16 protein-coding genes are annotated in these 15,418 nt (G+C 57.5%); 4 read left to right on the top strand and 12 right to left on the bottom strand.

Going from position 1 to position 15,418, the window contains the following annotated elements:
* Positions 1-2: 2 nt before the first annotated feature.
* From rsxG to blr, 8 genes are all read right to left on the bottom strand, one after another.
* On the bottom strand, positions 3-623 hold the full coding sequence (gene rsxG, locus DEO48_RS03265) for an electron transport complex subunit RsxG (RefSeq protein ID WP_023311375.1): 621 nt from the start codon (positions 621-623) through the stop codon (positions 3-5).
* 10 nt (positions 624-633) lie between these two features.
* Positions 634-1,686, bottom strand: coding sequence for an electron transport complex subunit RsxD (gene rsxD, locus DEO48_RS03260; protein WP_109844365.1), 1,053 nt, complete (start codon positions 1,684-1,686; stop codon positions 634-636).
* Positions 1,687-3,708, bottom strand: coding sequence for an electron transport complex subunit RsxC (gene rsxC, locus DEO48_RS03255; RefSeq protein WP_109844364.1), 2,022 nt, complete (start codon positions 3,706-3,708; stop codon positions 1,687-1,689). It abuts the gene before it with no gap.
* A complete protein-coding gene (gene rsxB / locus DEO48_RS03250) occupies positions 3,701-4,279 on the bottom strand; it encodes an electron transport complex subunit RsxB (RefSeq protein WP_109844363.1) in 579 nt (192 codons plus the stop codon). The genes rsxC and rsxB overlap by 8 nt, the downstream gene beginning before the upstream one ends.
* Complete coding sequence (gene rsxA / locus DEO48_RS03245; RefSeq protein ID WP_014883581.1) at positions 4,279-4,860, bottom strand: electron transport complex subunit RsxA; 582 nt, start codon at positions 4,858-4,860, stop codon at positions 4,279-4,281. Before rsxA ends, rsxB begins: the two co-directional genes overlap by 1 nt.
* Before the next feature lie 76 nt (positions 4,861-4,936).
* Positions 4,937-5,377 carry a DUF2569 domain-containing protein gene (locus DEO48_RS03240; RefSeq protein WP_109844362.1) on the bottom strand — a complete coding sequence of 147 codons (441 nt, stop codon included), beginning with the start codon at positions 5,375-5,377 and terminating at the stop codon, positions 4,937-4,939.
* A gap of 86 nt (positions 5,378-5,463) precedes the next feature.
* Complete coding sequence (gene ydgT, locus DEO48_RS03235) at positions 5,464-5,679, bottom strand: transcription modulator YdgT (RefSeq protein WP_013096896.1); 216 nt, start codon at positions 5,677-5,679, stop codon at positions 5,464-5,466.
* 231 nt (positions 5,680-5,910) lie between these two features.
* Positions 5,911-6,036, bottom strand: coding sequence for a division septum protein Blr (blr, locus tag DEO48_RS03230; RefSeq protein ID WP_168112406.1), 126 nt, complete (start codon positions 6,034-6,036; stop codon positions 5,911-5,913).
* 243 nt (positions 6,037-6,279) lie between these two features.
* Here blr and DEO48_RS03225 point away from each other — a divergent pair, with 243 nt between their 5' ends.
* Complete coding sequence (locus DEO48_RS03225; RefSeq protein ID WP_109844361.1) at positions 6,280-7,320, top strand: oxidoreductase; 1,041 nt, start codon at positions 6,280-6,282, stop codon at positions 7,318-7,320.
* Positions 7,321-7,372: 52 nt separating this feature from the next.
* Here the strand turns inward: DEO48_RS03225 and add are convergent, their stop codons facing one another.
* The 3 genes from add to malX form a co-directional block, all read right to left on the bottom strand.
* Positions 7,373-8,374 carry an adenosine deaminase gene (add, locus tag DEO48_RS03220; RefSeq protein ID WP_109844360.1) on the bottom strand — a complete coding sequence of 334 codons (1,002 nt, stop codon included), beginning with the start codon at positions 8,372-8,374 and terminating at the stop codon, positions 7,373-7,375.
* A gap of 96 nt (positions 8,375-8,470) precedes the next feature.
* Positions 8,471-9,643 carry a MalY/PatB family protein gene (locus DEO48_RS03215; RefSeq protein ID WP_109844359.1) on the bottom strand — a complete coding sequence of 391 codons (1,173 nt, stop codon included), beginning with the start codon at positions 9,641-9,643 and terminating at the stop codon, positions 8,471-8,473.
* Between the two features lie 49 nt (positions 9,644-9,692).
* Positions 9,693-11,285: a maltose/glucose-specific PTS transporter subunit IIBC gene (gene malX / locus DEO48_RS03210; protein ID WP_032638240.1), complete on the bottom strand. Its 1,593-nt coding sequence runs from the start codon at positions 11,283-11,285 to the stop codon at positions 9,693-9,695.
* A gap of 177 nt (positions 11,286-11,462) precedes the next feature.
* Between malX and DEO48_RS03205 the strand changes: the two genes are divergently transcribed.
* On the top strand, positions 11,463-12,491 hold the full coding sequence (locus DEO48_RS03205; protein WP_109844358.1) for a Mal regulon transcriptional regulator MalI: 1,029 nt from the start codon (positions 11,463-11,465) through the stop codon (positions 12,489-12,491).
* 2 nt (positions 12,492-12,493) lie between these two features.
* On the opposite strand, the gene DEO48_RS03200 is transcribed toward DEO48_RS03205, so the two are convergent.
* Complete coding sequence (locus DEO48_RS03200; protein ID WP_109844357.1) at positions 12,494-13,390, bottom strand: LysR family transcriptional regulator; 897 nt, start codon at positions 13,388-13,390, stop codon at positions 12,494-12,496.
* 107 nt (positions 13,391-13,497) lie between these two features.
* Between DEO48_RS03200 and DEO48_RS03195 the strand changes: the two genes are divergently transcribed.
* Both DEO48_RS03195 and DEO48_RS03190 read left to right on the top strand, forming a co-directional pair.
* A complete protein-coding gene (locus tag DEO48_RS03195) occupies positions 13,498-14,478 on the top strand; it encodes an MBL fold metallo-hydrolase (protein WP_109844356.1) in 981 nt (326 codons plus the stop codon).
* Between the two features lie 15 nt (positions 14,479-14,493).
* The gene (locus DEO48_RS03190) at positions 14,494-15,348 is read left to right on the top strand and encodes an alpha/beta fold hydrolase (protein ID WP_045401340.1); all 855 of its coding nucleotides are present in this window, start codon (positions 14,494-14,496) and stop codon (positions 15,346-15,348) included.
* Positions 15,349-15,418: the final 70 nt, after the last annotated feature.

Below are 15,418 nucleotides of genomic sequence, written 5' to 3'. Positions count from 1 at the left end.
GATTACTCCCCACAGGCCGGAAGATTGTTGATTTGCGCGGGCAGCGTTTCGGCATACAGCCCGGCTCGTTTTACGGCGTTCACCACGGCGCGCGGCGTGATGGTCGCGCCGGTGAACTGGTCGAACTCGCCGCCATCTTTCTTCACCGCAAACGCGGTATCCCCTTCGCCATGGATAACTTTACCGGCGAAGTGCAAAATCCAGTCGCTCAGACGGGTTTCAATTTTATCGCCCAGGCCCGGCGTTTCATGATGCTGCGTCACGCGGGTACCCAGTATTGTGCCGGAGAAATCGCTGCCGACGAGCAGTTGAATGGCGCCGGAATAGCCGTCGGGCGCCGTCGCTTCCATCACCGCGCCTACCGGTTTATCCCCTTTGCGGGCAATAAAGAGGCGGTGAGAGCCTTTCCCAAGCTGCGGCGCGTCTACCACAAAGCAGCTCTTTTGCAGGTCATTATCGTAGAAATCTGATGGGATCACCTGATCGAACAGCGCCTTTTGCTGCTTTGAAGCCTGCTCTTCGATGGTCGTTTTGGTTAACGAGTTAACCAGGGCCGTCAGCCCGGTCAGGACCGCGGCGAAGACAGCCAGCGTGACGCCGTGTTTTTGCATCGTTTTTAACATGGCGAAACCCTTAGCGATGGCCGTACACGCGCGGACGCGTGTAATAGTCGATGAGCGGAACGGTAATGTTGGCGAGCAGGACGGCAAACGCGACGCCGTCCGGGTAACCGCCAAAGCTGCGGATGAGCCATACCAGCAGGCCTGCCAGCGCACCGAAGATCAGGCGGCCGCGGTTAGTCGTTGACGCTGTAACCGGGTCCGTCAGGATAAAGAAGGCGCCCAGCATGGTCGCACCGGAGAGCAAATGCATCTGCGGGCTGGCGAGTGATTCAGGAGAGAATACCCATCCCAGCGTGGCGCAAACCGCCAGCGTCACGAGGAAGCTGACCGGAATATGCCAGCGAATGGCTTTCTGCTGCAGCAGGAACAGGCCGCCCAGCAGATACGCCAGGTTGACCCACTGCCAGCCCGCACCCGCCAGCATGCCGCTGTAAATCGCGGATTTCATGATCTGATCAACGCTGTGCCCGGCATGCAGGGACGTTTTAAAGGTATCGAGAGGCGTCGCCTGGCTGATACCGTCCACGCCCATGCGCAGGGCGTTCATATCAGCGCCGAGCGCCGTATGGCCGGTAAAGATAACGTGCAGGGCATCCATAAAGCCCGGAACCGTGGCCGCAATCTCGTGCGGTGGCAGCCAGCTGGTCATCTGCACCGGGAAGGAGATCAGCAGCACCACGTAGCCAATCATCGCCGGGTTAAACGGGTTATGGCCGAGCCCGCCGTACAGCTGTTTGGCAATGATCACGGCAAACACGGTACCGAGCATGACCATCCACCACGGGGCAAACGGCGGAATACTGATGGCGAGCAGCAGGCCGGTCAGCAGCGCTGAGTTGTCAGCCAGAATACGTGACACCGCCATCTTACGCAGCTTCAGGACGAGCGCTTCCGCCGCGACGGCGCTGGCGCAGCCCAGGGCTATCTGGAACAGGGTTCCCCAGCCGAAAAACCAGCACTGAACGGCAATGCCCGGCAGCGCGGCCAGGCAGACCAGCATCATAATGCGTGATGTCTGACGCTGGTTGTGGGTGTAAGGGGAACTTGCGATTCTGAAAACCATTTAATCCTCGTTTACGGCTTGCTGTGCGGCTTTCTTCGCCTGAACGCGCGCAATGGCGGCGGCGACGGCGGCCTTGCGCGGGTCATCGTTGGCGGCCTGCGGCTCTTCCTGCTGCGCAGCCTTACGGGCTTTGGCGCGGGCAATCGCCGCTTCGACGGCGGCTTTACGCGGGTCGACCGGTGGTGCTTCTGATACTGCCTCTGGCGCCTGCTGCGCAGCCTTGCGGGCTTTGGCGCGAGCAATCGCCGCTTCAACGGCGGCTTTGCGTGGATCGACCGCTTCTTGCTCGACGACTACCTGCTGCTCTCCAGCTTTACGGGCCTTGGCCCGGGCAATCGCCGCTTCAACGGCCGCTTTACGCGGGTCGACCTCAGTATCTGCCTGAACCGTTTGCGCTTTTTCCGCCTGACGCGCGCGAGCCGCAGCCTTTCGCGCTTCGCGGGCGGCAATCGCTTCGCTGTTATCCGGTTTTTCCCCGGCCTGGATCACCACCGTCTGGGCGGCATCGGCTTTTTTCTCGCGAACGCGCGCCAGTGCGGCGTTGATCGCATCCTGATCTTTCCCGGCAGGCTGAACGGCGGCCTGCTTATGGCGTTCCTGACGGGCGATTTTTTCGCGCTCAAGTCGCGCCTGACGCGCTTCGAAACGTGCCTTGGCTTCCGCGGCGCGTTTTTCTTCCATGGAAATGGCATAAATCTCGGCCTTCTCCTGACGGAAGTATTGCACCAGCGGAATGTTGCTTGGGCAGACCCAGGCGCAGGCGCCGCATTCAATGCAGTCGGCCAGGTTATGGGATTTTGCCTTGTCGTGCAGCTGGCCTTTGCTGTACCAGTACAGCTGCTGCGGGAGCAGATCCGCCGGACAGGCATCGGCACAGGCGCTGCAGCGGATGCAACCTTTCTCTTCCTGCTCTTCACCCATTTCGGTGGGGGAAGGAGCGAGCAGACAGTTCGTGATTTTCACTACCGGAACGTCCAGCCACGGCAGCGTAAAGCCCATCAGCGGGCCACCCATGATCACCATCTGGTCGCTGGCCGGGCAAAAGTCAGCCTGTTCCAGCAGATGTCGCACCGGCGTACCCAGACGCGCCCAGACGTTGCCCGGACGGGAAACCGACTCGCCGGTCAGCGTCACCACGCGCTCGGTCAACGGCTCGCCGTCAATCACCGCGCGTTTCACCGCATAGGCGGTGCCGACGTTTTGCATCAGCACGCCGATATCCGAAGAGCGTCCGCCGTGCGGCACCTGCTTGCCGGTGAGAATTTGCGTCAGCTGTTTTGCGCCGCCAGAAGGGTACTTGGTCGGGATAACGCGCAGGCTAATATCGTGACTGCCCGCCAGCACGGCGCGCAGCATCGAGATGGCCTGCGGTTTATTGTCTTCGATACCAATCAGCACTTCCCGCGGCTTCAGAATGTGCGCCAGGATGCGAATGCCTTCCACCACCTGAGCGGCGCAATCCTGCATCAGACGATCGTCTGCGGTGATATACGGCTCGCACTCGGCGGCGTTGATAATCAACGTCTGGATGTTATCGCCACCGCCGCGCAGCTTGACGCCGGTCGGGAAGCCCGCGCCGCCCAGCCCGGCGACGCCGAACTGATGAATACGTTCGATAAGCGCTTCGCGGCTCTGGCTGCGGTAGTCGCTCCAGCCGTCACGATCGATCCAGCGGTCTTCACCGTCGGCTTCAATGATCACGCTCAGCTCCGATAGAGCGGACGGATGAGCCACCGTATGAGGGGCAATCGCCACCACTTTACCGGAGGTGGGGGCGTGCACTGGCAGCATGCGTCCACGGCCAAAGGTCAGAGGCTGACCGCGAAGAACAGTATCGCCTTCTTTCACGCACAGCTCGCCCTCAGCGCCAATATGCTGCTTGAGTGGCATGACGTAACGCGTCGCCAGCGGAATTTGACGCAGCGGCGTGCCGTTGGACTGGGTTTTCATCTCTGGCGGATGAATACCGCCGTCAAAGTCCCAAATCTTCTCTTTTCTGAAAGCAGAAAATAACTTAAGCATGTTGTTCCACAGGAATGATGCGAACCGGAATGGTTTGAAGATCCCACTTCCAGCTTTCGGTAGTCGTTTCAACCGGGCGCAGCTCAATACATTGCGTCGGGCAGGGGGCCACGCAGAGGTTACAGCCGGTGCACAGATCCGCCACGACGGTGTGCATGGCGCGGGTGGCGCCAACAATGGCGTCAACCGGGCAGGCCTGAATACATTTGGTACAGCCGATGCAGTTTGCCTCGTCGATCACGGCGAGGGCGCGAACCGGTTCCTGCACCTCCGCATCGCCATCAACGGGCTGCGGATCGACGTTAAGCAGGGCTGCAATTTTCAGCATTACCGCTTCGCCGCCGGGGGCGCAGCGGTCAATTTTTTCACCCTGAATGCCTACCGCTTCAGCGTAGGGACGGCAGCCCGGGTAGCCGCACTGCCCGCACTGGCTTTGCGGCAAAAGCTCATCAATTTTTTCAACAACGGGATCGTCCTCTACCGCGAAGCGGCGGGAGGCGTAACCCAGGATAAGGCCAAACACCAACCCCAGGACGCTGATAGAGGCGATGGCAATCCAGATAGCATTCATTACAACTTCACCAGACCACTAAAGCCCATAAAGGCCAGAGACATTAAACCCGCGGTCACCAGCGCAATCGCGTTACCGCGGAAGGGCGCAGGGATATCCGCTGCCGCCAGACGCTCGCGAATCGACGCGAACAGGACCATAACAAATGAGAAACCGACGGCGGCGGAAAAACCGTACAGCGCCGACTGCATGAAGTTATGGCCAAGGTTGATGTTCAGCAGCGCAACGCCGAGAACGGCGCAGTTGGTGGTGATCAGCGGCAGGAAGATACCCAGCAGGCGATAGAGGGCCGGGCTGGTTTTACGCACCACCATTTCAGTAAATTGCACAACAACCGCAATGACCAGAATAAAAGCCAGCGTACGAAGATAGATTAACCCCAGCGGGATGAGGATCCAGGTATCAATCAACCACGCGCAGATGGACGCCATCGTCATGACGAAGGTTGTCGCCAGCCCCATGCCCATCGCCGTTTCCAGCTTTTTGGACACGCCCATAAACGGGCACAGGCCAAGGAACTTCACCAGAACGAAGTTGTTAACCAGCACGGTGCCGACAAAGAGCAGTAAGTAATCGGTCATTATTTAGCCTGAAATAAAAAAGCCGCCTATTATCGGACAAACTCACGCAGGCGACAACAGGTTATCTGTAAGGTTATTACGGGTTCACGAAGGTGTTTTTCACCCGCGTCGAACGCTTGAAATAGGGGACCAGCAGCGCGGCGGCCAGTAACGGGAAAAGCAGCTGACGAACGGCCAGAGCGTCTGATACGGGCGAAAAAGCAAAGGCTTTCACCGCCAGCAGAACCGAAATCAGCAGCCAGATAATGTAGTGTTTAGGTACACTTTTGCGGCGCTTAAAGAAAGCGATGGTCAACCACAGGGTGTAGTACCACATTCCAATTGCGAAAATGAACGACACAAACCACATCGCAATATTCAGCACGCTTTGCGACATCAGTGTCTGGATGGCGTGAGGGGTAATCAGTGCGGTGGTATACAGCAGCAGCGCAAGCGATGCGCTTAATAAGGCAACCAGCAGCCATGCCAGTGGGGCGATTAACCAGCCTCCAATGCGATCTCCAGGCTTTGCGGTCATGAACTCTCCCATAATCTGCGCGAAATGTTGTACAGCCAGTTTGCAGGGCGGAGAGTATATAACATTTCGCGCGGATGGCTACTTTCTTATAAAACGTAACGCCATACGGACTTAGGCACTTCACCCACGTTGAACAAACGACCTCCGGAAACCAGTTCCGCACGGCGATGGTCAGCGGCGCGATACATATTAATGATGTCCTGATTATCCGACAGGGTGTAGTTCAGATGGTCAAACAGTTTTTCCAGGCTCTCAAGCGAATTGATCTTGCGAAATTTTAATAAATAGTCCTGAACTGTCATATTAATAAGTTTCCATATAAAAGTGAGTAATACCAGTTAAGGTAATTCGTTCGAATAATAAACGGATTAATAAAGACGTAAACAGCCCACTCAGGTAACGCGACGAAATTAGGAGTTTTCTTTGCTGAAATTCAGGCATCAGACGATGCCTGGAAGAGAAGGTTAACCGTGTTCACCAGGGCTGGCAATAAGTAACTGACATATTATGTCACTCTTTATTGCAGTAACCGGTTACTTAGGTTGGGCGACTGTGACAGGCTCCGGCGGCTGGTAGTTATCGATATGGCTGGCAACGCCCAGCAAAATGACCGAAACCCCAAGGACAATCCATCCCGCTAATTCAATGATTCGATTAATAATTGACGTCATGATTCGTAGTTGTACTTTATCCATAAATACAGGTCGCAAATGTTACAGCGACGTTTCCTCGACGGCAAGCGCTTTGGGAACGGTTCCCTTAAACAAAATCAGTGGGTTAATACTATGTAACAAAAACAACCCGTACAACCTGCTATTTTAACTCATATGGCACATTATTAATCTGTGGTAATGCCAGGCTAGTCAGTGTGAAATAAGAACGTCATAAAAGAGGATGGCACTATGAGTGATAATATCCGCGTTGGGCTTATCGGCTACGGGTATGCAAGCAAAACGTTTCATGCGCCTCTGATAGCCGGAACGCCGGGGATGACCCTGGCTGCGGTATCCAGCAGCGATGCCGCTAAAGTCCATGCCGACTGGCCTTCCGTGCCGGTTGTCTCTGAGCCAAAACACCTTTTCAACGATCCGAATATCGATTTAATCGTTATCCCCACCCCGAACGACACCCACTTTCCGCTGGCAAAGGCCGCGCTGGAGGCCGGTAAACACGTGGTGGTCGATAAGCCCTTTACCGTCACGCTGTCTCAGGCTCGCGAGCTGGATGCGCTGGCAAAGAGTCTCGGCAGGCTGCTGTCGGTGTTTCATAACCGCCGCTGGGACAGCGACTTTCTGACGGTAAAAAGGCTTCTCAGTGAAGGCACGCTAGGGGAGATCCTCTTTTTTGAATCGCATTTTGACCGCTTCCGTCCGCAGGTACGAGACCGCTGGCGCGAGCAGGCTGGTCCAGGCAGCGGCATCTGGTACGATTTAGCCCCGCATCTGCTGGATCAGGCCGTCAATCTTTTTGGTCTGCCGGTGAGCATGACGGTCGATCTGGCCCAGCTCCGGCCCGGCGCGCAGACCACCGATTACTTCCACGCGGTGCTCAGCTACCCGCAGCGGCGGATTGTGCTGCACGGCACGATGGTCGCGGCCGCGGAATCGGCCCGCTACATTATTCACGGTACGCGCGGGAGCTACGTGAAGTTTGGCCTCGATCCGCAGGAGGACCGGCTGAAAAGCGGTGAACGTTTGCCGCAGGAAGACTGGGGCTATGATATGCGCGACGGCGTGATAACGCGGGTGGAAGCTGAGGAACTCGTTGAGGAGACCTTGCTGACGATCCCGGGCAACTATCCGGCCTATTATGCGGGCATCCGCGATGCGCTGAACGGCACGGGCGAAAATCCGGTTCCGGCCAGCCAGGCGATTCAGATTATGGAACTGATTGAGCTGGGTATTGAATCTGCCAAACATCGCGCCACGCTCTGTCTGGCATAATTTTAAATATTTTTGTAGGCCGGGTAAGGCGTAGCCGTCACCCGGCAAATGCTCAACCGCGAGCCACTTTATCTTTCAGCGCCTGCTTCTCTTCAGGCGTCAGGAAGGCGATCTCCAGCCCGTTGATCTGCGCCTGACGGATCTGCTCGCGGCTCAGACCCGCCTGCGGTGCGGCGATGTTGTATTCGTGGATGATATCCACGCCCTGAACCGCAGGGTCGTCCGTGTTCAGCGAGGCCAGCACGCCGTGTTCAAGGAACGTTTTCAACGGATGATGCGCCAGCGTTGCCACGGTGCTGGTCTGAATATTAGACGTCAGGCACGACTCAATCCCGATACGCTGCTCCGCCAGGAAATCCATCAGGGCGCGATCTTCTACGGCCTTCACGCCATGACCGATGCGCTCGGCGCCCAGCTCGCGGATGGCCTGCCAGATGCTTTCCGGGCCAGCCGCTTCACCCGCATGCACGGTAATGTGCCAGCCGGCATCGCGCGCGCGGTTGAAGTGGGAGAGGAACAGACTGCCCGGGAAGCCCAGCTCGTCACCGGCGAGATCGACGGCGGTGATGGCATCGCGATGGGCCAGCAGCGCTTCCAGCTCCTGCAGGCAGGCGGCTTCGCCGAACGTACGGCTCATAATGCCAATCAGACGGGCCTGAACGTCGAAGGTTTTACATCCTTCGCGTACGCCTTCAATCACGGCTTCCACCACGCCTGCAACGGGCAGGTTGTGGGTCATCGCCATATAGCCCGGCGAGAAGCGCAGCTCTACGTAATGCAGGCCGTTACGGGCCGCATCTTCGATGTTTTCAAACGCCACGCGGCGACAGGCATCCAGCGAGGCCAGCATCTTTACGCCCCAGTCTAGTTTGCTCAGGAAGCTGACCAGGTCCGGTTCATTGGAGGTCACCTGTACGTGAGGGATCAGCGACTCAAGCGTCTGCGCAGGAAGCGTTAAATTGAACTGGCGGCCAAGATCGAGGATGGTTTGGGCACGAATGTTACCGTCAAGGTGACGATGAATATCAGTTAAAGGCAGGCGTATATCAATCATGGTCGCACTCTTTTCTGGTTAAAGTGCGCCATATTATAAAAACAAAACGGGGTAAAAAGCTATTTGCGCAAGGGAATATTCCGTTGCGCAAATTGATTACAGGAGCGTGTTAATCCCGGCAATGAGGCGTAGCACCCCTTGTTCAAGCTTGCTGCGCGGACAGCCGGCGTTCAGGCGAACAAAGCCGTTTCCCTCTTTGCCGTAGGTATATCCCGGCATGATGGCGACTTTTTGCTGCTCGATCAGCACTTTTTGCAGCGCCCGATCGTCAATGTTCAGCGGGCGCAGGTCAATCCAGGCCAGGTAGGTCGCTTCGGGCGGTTGCCAGTTCAGTTTCGGAAAGGCGCGGTTTACTTCCTGCGCGATATACAACAGATTCTCTTCCAGATAGCCCCGCAGGGCATCCAGCCACGGCGCTCCCTGCTGATAGGCGGCGATATGTGCCGTCACTGCCAGCACGGAAGGGGAAGAGAGGCCGTCCCGGCCTTTTAGCGCGCTGAGATAACCGTTACGGCTCGCTTCATCGCCGATCAGGCCGTAAGCGCCCGTCAGCGCCGGAATATTGAAGCTTTTAGAGCCGGAGGTGAGAAGCGCCCATTTGCCGCGCGCCACCGAGCTCCAAGGCGTGTGACGATGCTCTCCCCACACCATATCCATATGAATTTCATCGCTGATAACCGCCACGTCATAGCGAGCGCACAGTTCAGCCATCTGCGTCAGCTCGTCCCGCGTCCAGACCTTGCCGGTTGGGTTTTGCGGGCTGCACAGCAGCAAAATTTTGTTTTCAGGTTTTGCCAGGGCCGCTTCCAGCGCAGCCATATTCCCCTGCCAGCCTGCGGCATGCTTTTCCATCTCCACGGGCACTACATGACGCGCATTCCCTTCAATAGCTTTGTAAAACGCGTCGTATGCCGGGGTGTGAACCACTACGCCGTCGCCGGGGTGTGACCAGAGACGAATCAGCTCTGACACCATGTAGATAACGGAAGGACCATAAACGACGGTTTCCGTATCAATCGCGCTGTTAAAGCGCTGCTGGAACCAGTGCGCGACGGCGGCGAGAAATTCATCGTTCTTCCAGCGGCTGTAGCCCAGCACGCCGTGATTAATGCGCTGATGCAGCGCGTCGGTAATGCATGGCGCGGTGGCGAAATCCATATCCGAGATGGTGAAGGGCAGCAGATCGGCCGCGCCAAAGCGGTCGGCGACGTAGTCCCACTGCGTACACCAGGTGCCGTGTCGATCCACGACGGTAGAAAAATCAAACATGACGTGAGTCCTTAAAGTAAAACCCCCTCATGAGAGGGGGGCTGAGGCATCAGGCTTCTACTGTTCGCATCAGGGTGGCCAGCTCATCCTTCACAGACTGGACCTGTGGGCCGATAACCACCTGCAAATTGTGCTGATTTAACTGTACCACGCCGATGGCCCGGTTGGCTTTCAGGGCGTTGGTATCCACTTTTGACATATCCGCCACCGACAGACGCAGGCGGGTGATGCAGTTATCAAGCGAGGTGATGTTATCCGCGCCGCCCAGCGCCGCCAGAATGGCCGGTGTGTTGTAGCCGGATTTTCCCACGGTTCCGGCAACCGCCTGTTCAACGCTGCTCGCCGTATCGGTATCGCGGCCAGGCGTTTTCAGGTTAAAACGGGTGATGGCGAAGCGGAAGATGCCGTAGTAAACCGCAAACCAGATAGCCGCCACGACCGGCACCAGGTACCACTTGGTGGACAGGCCGTGCAGGATCCCGAACACCACGAAGTCGATCACGTTGCCGTCGGTGTTGCCGATGGTAACGCCCAGCACCGCCATCACGGTAAAGCCCAGACCGGTCAGCACCGCGTGGATAAGGTACAGCACCGGTGCGACGAACAGGAACAGGAATTCGATTGGCTCGGTGGTACCGCCCACGACGCAGGCGATCACGCCGGAAATGAGCAGGCCTTTAATTTTATGACGGTTTTCCGGGCGCGCGCAGTGGTACATCGCCAGCGCGGCACCCGGCAGGCCGCCGAGGAAAGCAGGCATTTTACCCTGGGACAGGAAGCGAGTGGCGCTTTCCGAAAAGCCGTGGGTGGTCGGACAGCTCAGCTGCGCCTGGAAGATGGTCAGCGCGCCGCTCACGTCGTGACCGCACACCTCCATGGTGCCGCCCGCTTCGGTGAAGCGAATCAGGGCCACCAGGATATGCTGCAGGCCAAACGGCAGGAGCAGACGCTCGCCGGTGCCGAAGATCATCGGACCGAAATCTCCCGCGCCGTTGATGATGCGGCCAATACCGTTGATGCCCATCGCAAAGACCGGCCAGATCAGCGGAATGATCAGACCAAACAGGCCCATCACCACCAGGGTGATAATCGGCACGAAGCGGGTACCGCCGAAGAAGGCCAGGGCATCCGGCAGCCGGATATTATGGAAGCGCTCGTGCAGCATCCAGATAATTACACCCGCGATCACTGCCCCGAGGATCCCGGTATCAATAGACTGGATACCGATCACGCTCTGAATGTTGTTGGCTTTCAGCACGGCGGCGTCGGTGGTCGGCAGAATGCCTTTCGCGGTCAGCCAGAAGTTAACCGCGAGGTTCATCACCGCGTAGCCCACAAACCCGGCAAACGCCGCGACGCCTTTGTTCTCGCGCGCCAGGCCCAGCGGGATAGCGATACAGAACATCACGGGCAGGAAGCTAAACGCAAAGGAGCCGACTTTACTCATCCAGATGAAGATCGCCTGCAGCACCGGGGTACCGAGGAACGGGATCAGCGTGATGACGTCTTTACTGCTCAGCGAGCTGCCGATCCCGAGCATGATCCCGCAGAACGAGAGGAGTGCCACGGGCAGCATAAAGGTTTTACCCAGTTGCTGGAAAAATTCCCACAGCGATATTTTTTGTGCTGCTTTCGCCGTCATAAAACGACTCCTTTATTGTTAAAATCAGTTTGCCTGCTTCAATGCTGCGAGAAGATAAAACGTTTTATCAAAGTTTAGTGCGCGCTAAATCACATTCTCAGGCTTTGACTGGTAGTATAAAGATAACGTATTGATAAAACGTTTTACCGATCTCATTTCAGGGAGTCACGCCAACACATGGCTGTAGCGAAAAAAATCACCATCAACGATGTCGCGCTGGCGGCGGGCGTTTCCGTCAGCACCGTTTCTCTGGTGCTAAGCGGAAAAGGGCGCATCTCTCCTGCGACCGGTCAGCGGGTGAACGAGGCGGTTGAGCAGCTGGGTTTTGTGCGTAACCGTCAGGCGTCGGCGCTGCGCGGTGGGCAAAGCGGGGTGATTGGCCTGATTGTTCGCGACCTGACGTCACCTTTCTATGCGGAGCTGACCGCCGGGTTAACCGAAGCGCTTGAAGCGCAGGGGCGGATGGTCTTTCTTCTGCACGGCGGTCGCGAGGCCGATCAGCTTCTTTCCCGGCTCGATATGCTGCTGAATCAGGGTGTTGACGGGGTAATCGTCGCCGGAGCGTCGGGCGTGGGCAGCGAGCTGTGCGCGCGCGCCGCCGAAAAAGGCGTGCCGCTGGTGTTTGCTTCGCGCGCCAGCTACCTGGACGAGGCCGATACGCTGCGCCCGGATAACATGCAGGCCGCACAAATGCTGACCGAGCATCTTATTCGTCGCGGGCATCAGCGCATCGCCTGGCTGGGCGGGAAAAGCTCGTCCCTGACCCGCGCCGAGCGGGTCGGCGGCTACTGCGCGACGCTGATTAAATACGGCCTGCCGTTCCACAGCGAATGGGTCGTGGAGTGTGAATCCAGCCAGAAGAAAGCGGCGGAAGCGATAGGCGCGCTGCTGCGAAGCAGCCCGACGATCAGCGCCGTGATTTGCTACAACGATGTGATTGCCATGGGCGCCTGGTTTGGCCTGATCCGCGCCGGGCGTCAGAGCGGCGAGGGCGGGGTGGAAACCTTCTTCGGCCATCAGGTGGCGCTGGGGGCGTTCGCCGACGTCGGTGAAAACGCGCTAGACGATCTGCCGATCGTCTGGGCTACCACCCCTGCGCGGGAGATGGGCTACACGCTGGCGGACAGGATCATGCAGCGCATCGACAACACGGACGTTCAGGCCGGACACCAGATTGTGGCGGCGCGGCTGGTGACGGTAAAATAATATCAGGCGGGTTGCGTTAGCGGATTGAGCAACAGTTCGGCTTCCAGCGCTTCCACAAACTTTCGTACTTTTGCCGGGATCAGCCGGGAGGTCGGGTAAACCGCCCAAACGGCCAGCGATTCCGGGTGGGCATCCTCCAGGACGATCCGCACGAGTTTACCCTCTCTGAACGCCGGCTCTACGTACCAGCGGGATAAATTGGCGATCCCCAACCCTCCCAGGCAGGCTTCGAAAATGGCCTCAATAGAGTTCGCGGAGAATCGGCCCGACACCTTTTGTTTGTAGCGCTGTTCACCCTGTTCGAATGACCAGTGGACGGTATCTGACGTGGTCAGACAGCTGTGTGCCGCCAGATCGTTAAACGATTTTGGATAGCCATTCGCGGCAAGATACGCCGCGCTGGCGCAGAGATCGCGAGGGTTGTGAAACAGGCGATAGGCAACCAGCCGGTTATCGCGCAGCGGCGCAATGCGTAACGCCAGGTCTATGCCTTTTCCGACAATATCAACCTGTTCGTCGGTGGCGAGTAAATCGACCTGCAGGGCGGGATGTTGCTGCATGAACCGGGTCAGCATGGGAGCAACGATCTTACGGCCAAATCCCGCTGAGGCTGTAATGCGCAGTCGTCCGGAAAGGTGCGTCCCCTCGGGAAACAGATCGGCCAGCGCGTTATTTTTATCTTCCAGCAACGCCTGAGCATGGGGCAAAAAAACGGCCCCATCGCTGGTGGGTGAGAGGGAACGCGTGGTGCGGTGCACCAGCCTGACCCCCAGTTCAGCCTCAAGATTATTAAGAGACCGTGATGCCGCCATGGCGCTCACAGAGAGCCGACGCGCGGCGCCCGCCAGGCTACCCGCCTTGACGGCTTCGACAAACACTTCAACGTCTTCCAGTTTCATTGTATCGATTTTCGTTATGCTGACTTATCAAATTACATATCTACATTATTTATCGTTACGCTGCCATAGTCTCTTCACAACCTGAAAAATATCAATCTGGAGTGAAGATGAAAAAGTTGAAAACGGTTCTGGCGCTCAGCGGCCTGCTCCTGGCAGGCACATCGTGGGCAGATGCCCCGGCGCAGGTGAAACAGCAGGTTCCGGGCTATTATCGTCTGGCAGTCGGGAAATATGAGGTGACGGCGCTGTTCGACGGCTATAACGATCTTTCGCCTGCCTTACTACACGGGCTCTCAGGCGACAAGGTTCGCGAACTGCTGGCTCAACACAAAATTGATGCCGAACGCATGCCTACCGCCTTTAACGCCTTTCTGGTGAATACCGGTAAACACCTGGTCATGATTGACAGCGGGGGTGGCCACTGCATGGCGGAAACGGCCGGCCAGCTGGTCAGCACTATGAACGCATCAGGGTACCGTCCCGAGCAGGTTGATACCATTTTCCTGACCCACCTGCATCTTGACCACGTGTGCGGCCTGAGCGATGCAGAGGGTAAGGCGTTGTTCCCCAATGCCACCGTCTACGTACCGCAGGGGGAGGCCGACTACTGGCTTAATCCCGCAAAAGAAGCGAGCGCGCCGGCTAATGCGAGGGAGTATTTCGCTATCGCCAGGAATGCGCTGTCCGCGTATAAAGCCGCCGGGCACCTTAAAACCTTCGTCCCGCCCGCTTCGCCGATCCCGGAAGTCCAGACGGCATATGCCATCGGGCATACGCCTGGCAGTACCGTTTATCGCTTCGCGTCGCAGGGGACGGCTATCAACTTCATTGGGGATTTGATTCATGCTCCTGCCGTCCAGTTCCCGCACCCTGAAGTGTCTATTCGCTTTGATGTCGATCCGAAAAAAGCCATCTCATCCAGGGCGCAGGAGTTTAACGCGCTGGCAAAAGACGGTGAGTGGATGGCCGCAGCGCATCTGCCTTTCCCCGGTATCGGTCATATCACCGCCTGGCAGCAGGGCTATAGCTGGAATCCTGTCAATTACGGTCCTTATCAGCGTGCGGCCAACGTGCCTCTGCTGAAATAAAGTGAGGTGACGAGCATGAAAAGTTACACCGTAACGGCAAACGGTATTCGTCAGTTTGTGGTCGAAGAGGGTGAAGGTGCACCGGTTATTCTCCTGCATGGTTTTCCTGAAACAAACTATGCCTGGCGCTACCAGATACCCGTACTGTCCCGGCACTACCGCGTGATTGCGCCAGATTTACGCGGGTATGGCGAAACGGATAAACCTGCTTCTGGCTATGATAAGCGCAACATGGCGCGGGACATCCGGGAACTGATGCGAGTCCTGGGTTTACAGAAAGTGGTGCTGGTGGGGCACGATCGCGGCGCGCGCGTCGCGACGCGGTTTGCAAAAGATTACCCTGAGCTGGTGGATCGACTGGTGGTGATGGATAACGTGCCAACGCGTATTGTGGCGCGCGATCTGAATGCGTCGATTGCGCGTGCGTACTGGTTCTTCCTGTTTCATCTTGTGCCAGACCTGCCGGAAGCGCTGATTGCGGGTCGGGAGCATATCTGGCTGCGCCACTTTTTCTCGGACTGGACCTACAATCCGTCGACCATCAGCGGCGAGGCGTTTGATACCTATGTTCGGGCGTATCAGGCGCCGGGTGCCGTGCGTGGCGCAATGGCTGACTATCGCGCCAACGCAGAGGATGTGGCGCAGGATATGGCTGACGCTGAGGTGAAAATCACCTGCCCGGTAATGTCGCTGTGGGGTAATGATTTTCATGCGGTCGGCAAGCTTTTCGATATGGAAAGCGTCTGGGCCGAAATGGCGGAAAACCTGCGGGCGCAGGGGATTGATGAGTGCGGCCATCTGCCGCAGGAGGAGCAGCCAGAGAAAGTGAACGCGCTTCTGCTGGATTTCCTTGCTGGATGGAAAAGTTAGCGGGCAATAAAAAACCCCTCATGCGAGGGGTTTTGCTGTTTACTGCTGCGGTGCCGCTGGTTCGGCTGGC

Source organism: Enterobacter sp. CGMCC 5087 (genome assembly GCF_003144775.1).
Classification (GTDB): domain Bacteria; phylum Pseudomonadota; class Gammaproteobacteria; order Enterobacterales; family Enterobacteriaceae; genus Enterobacter; species Enterobacter cloacae_M.
Note: the sequence above shows the minus strand (reverse complement) of the source record. Positions and strands in the feature narration are given on the sequence as shown.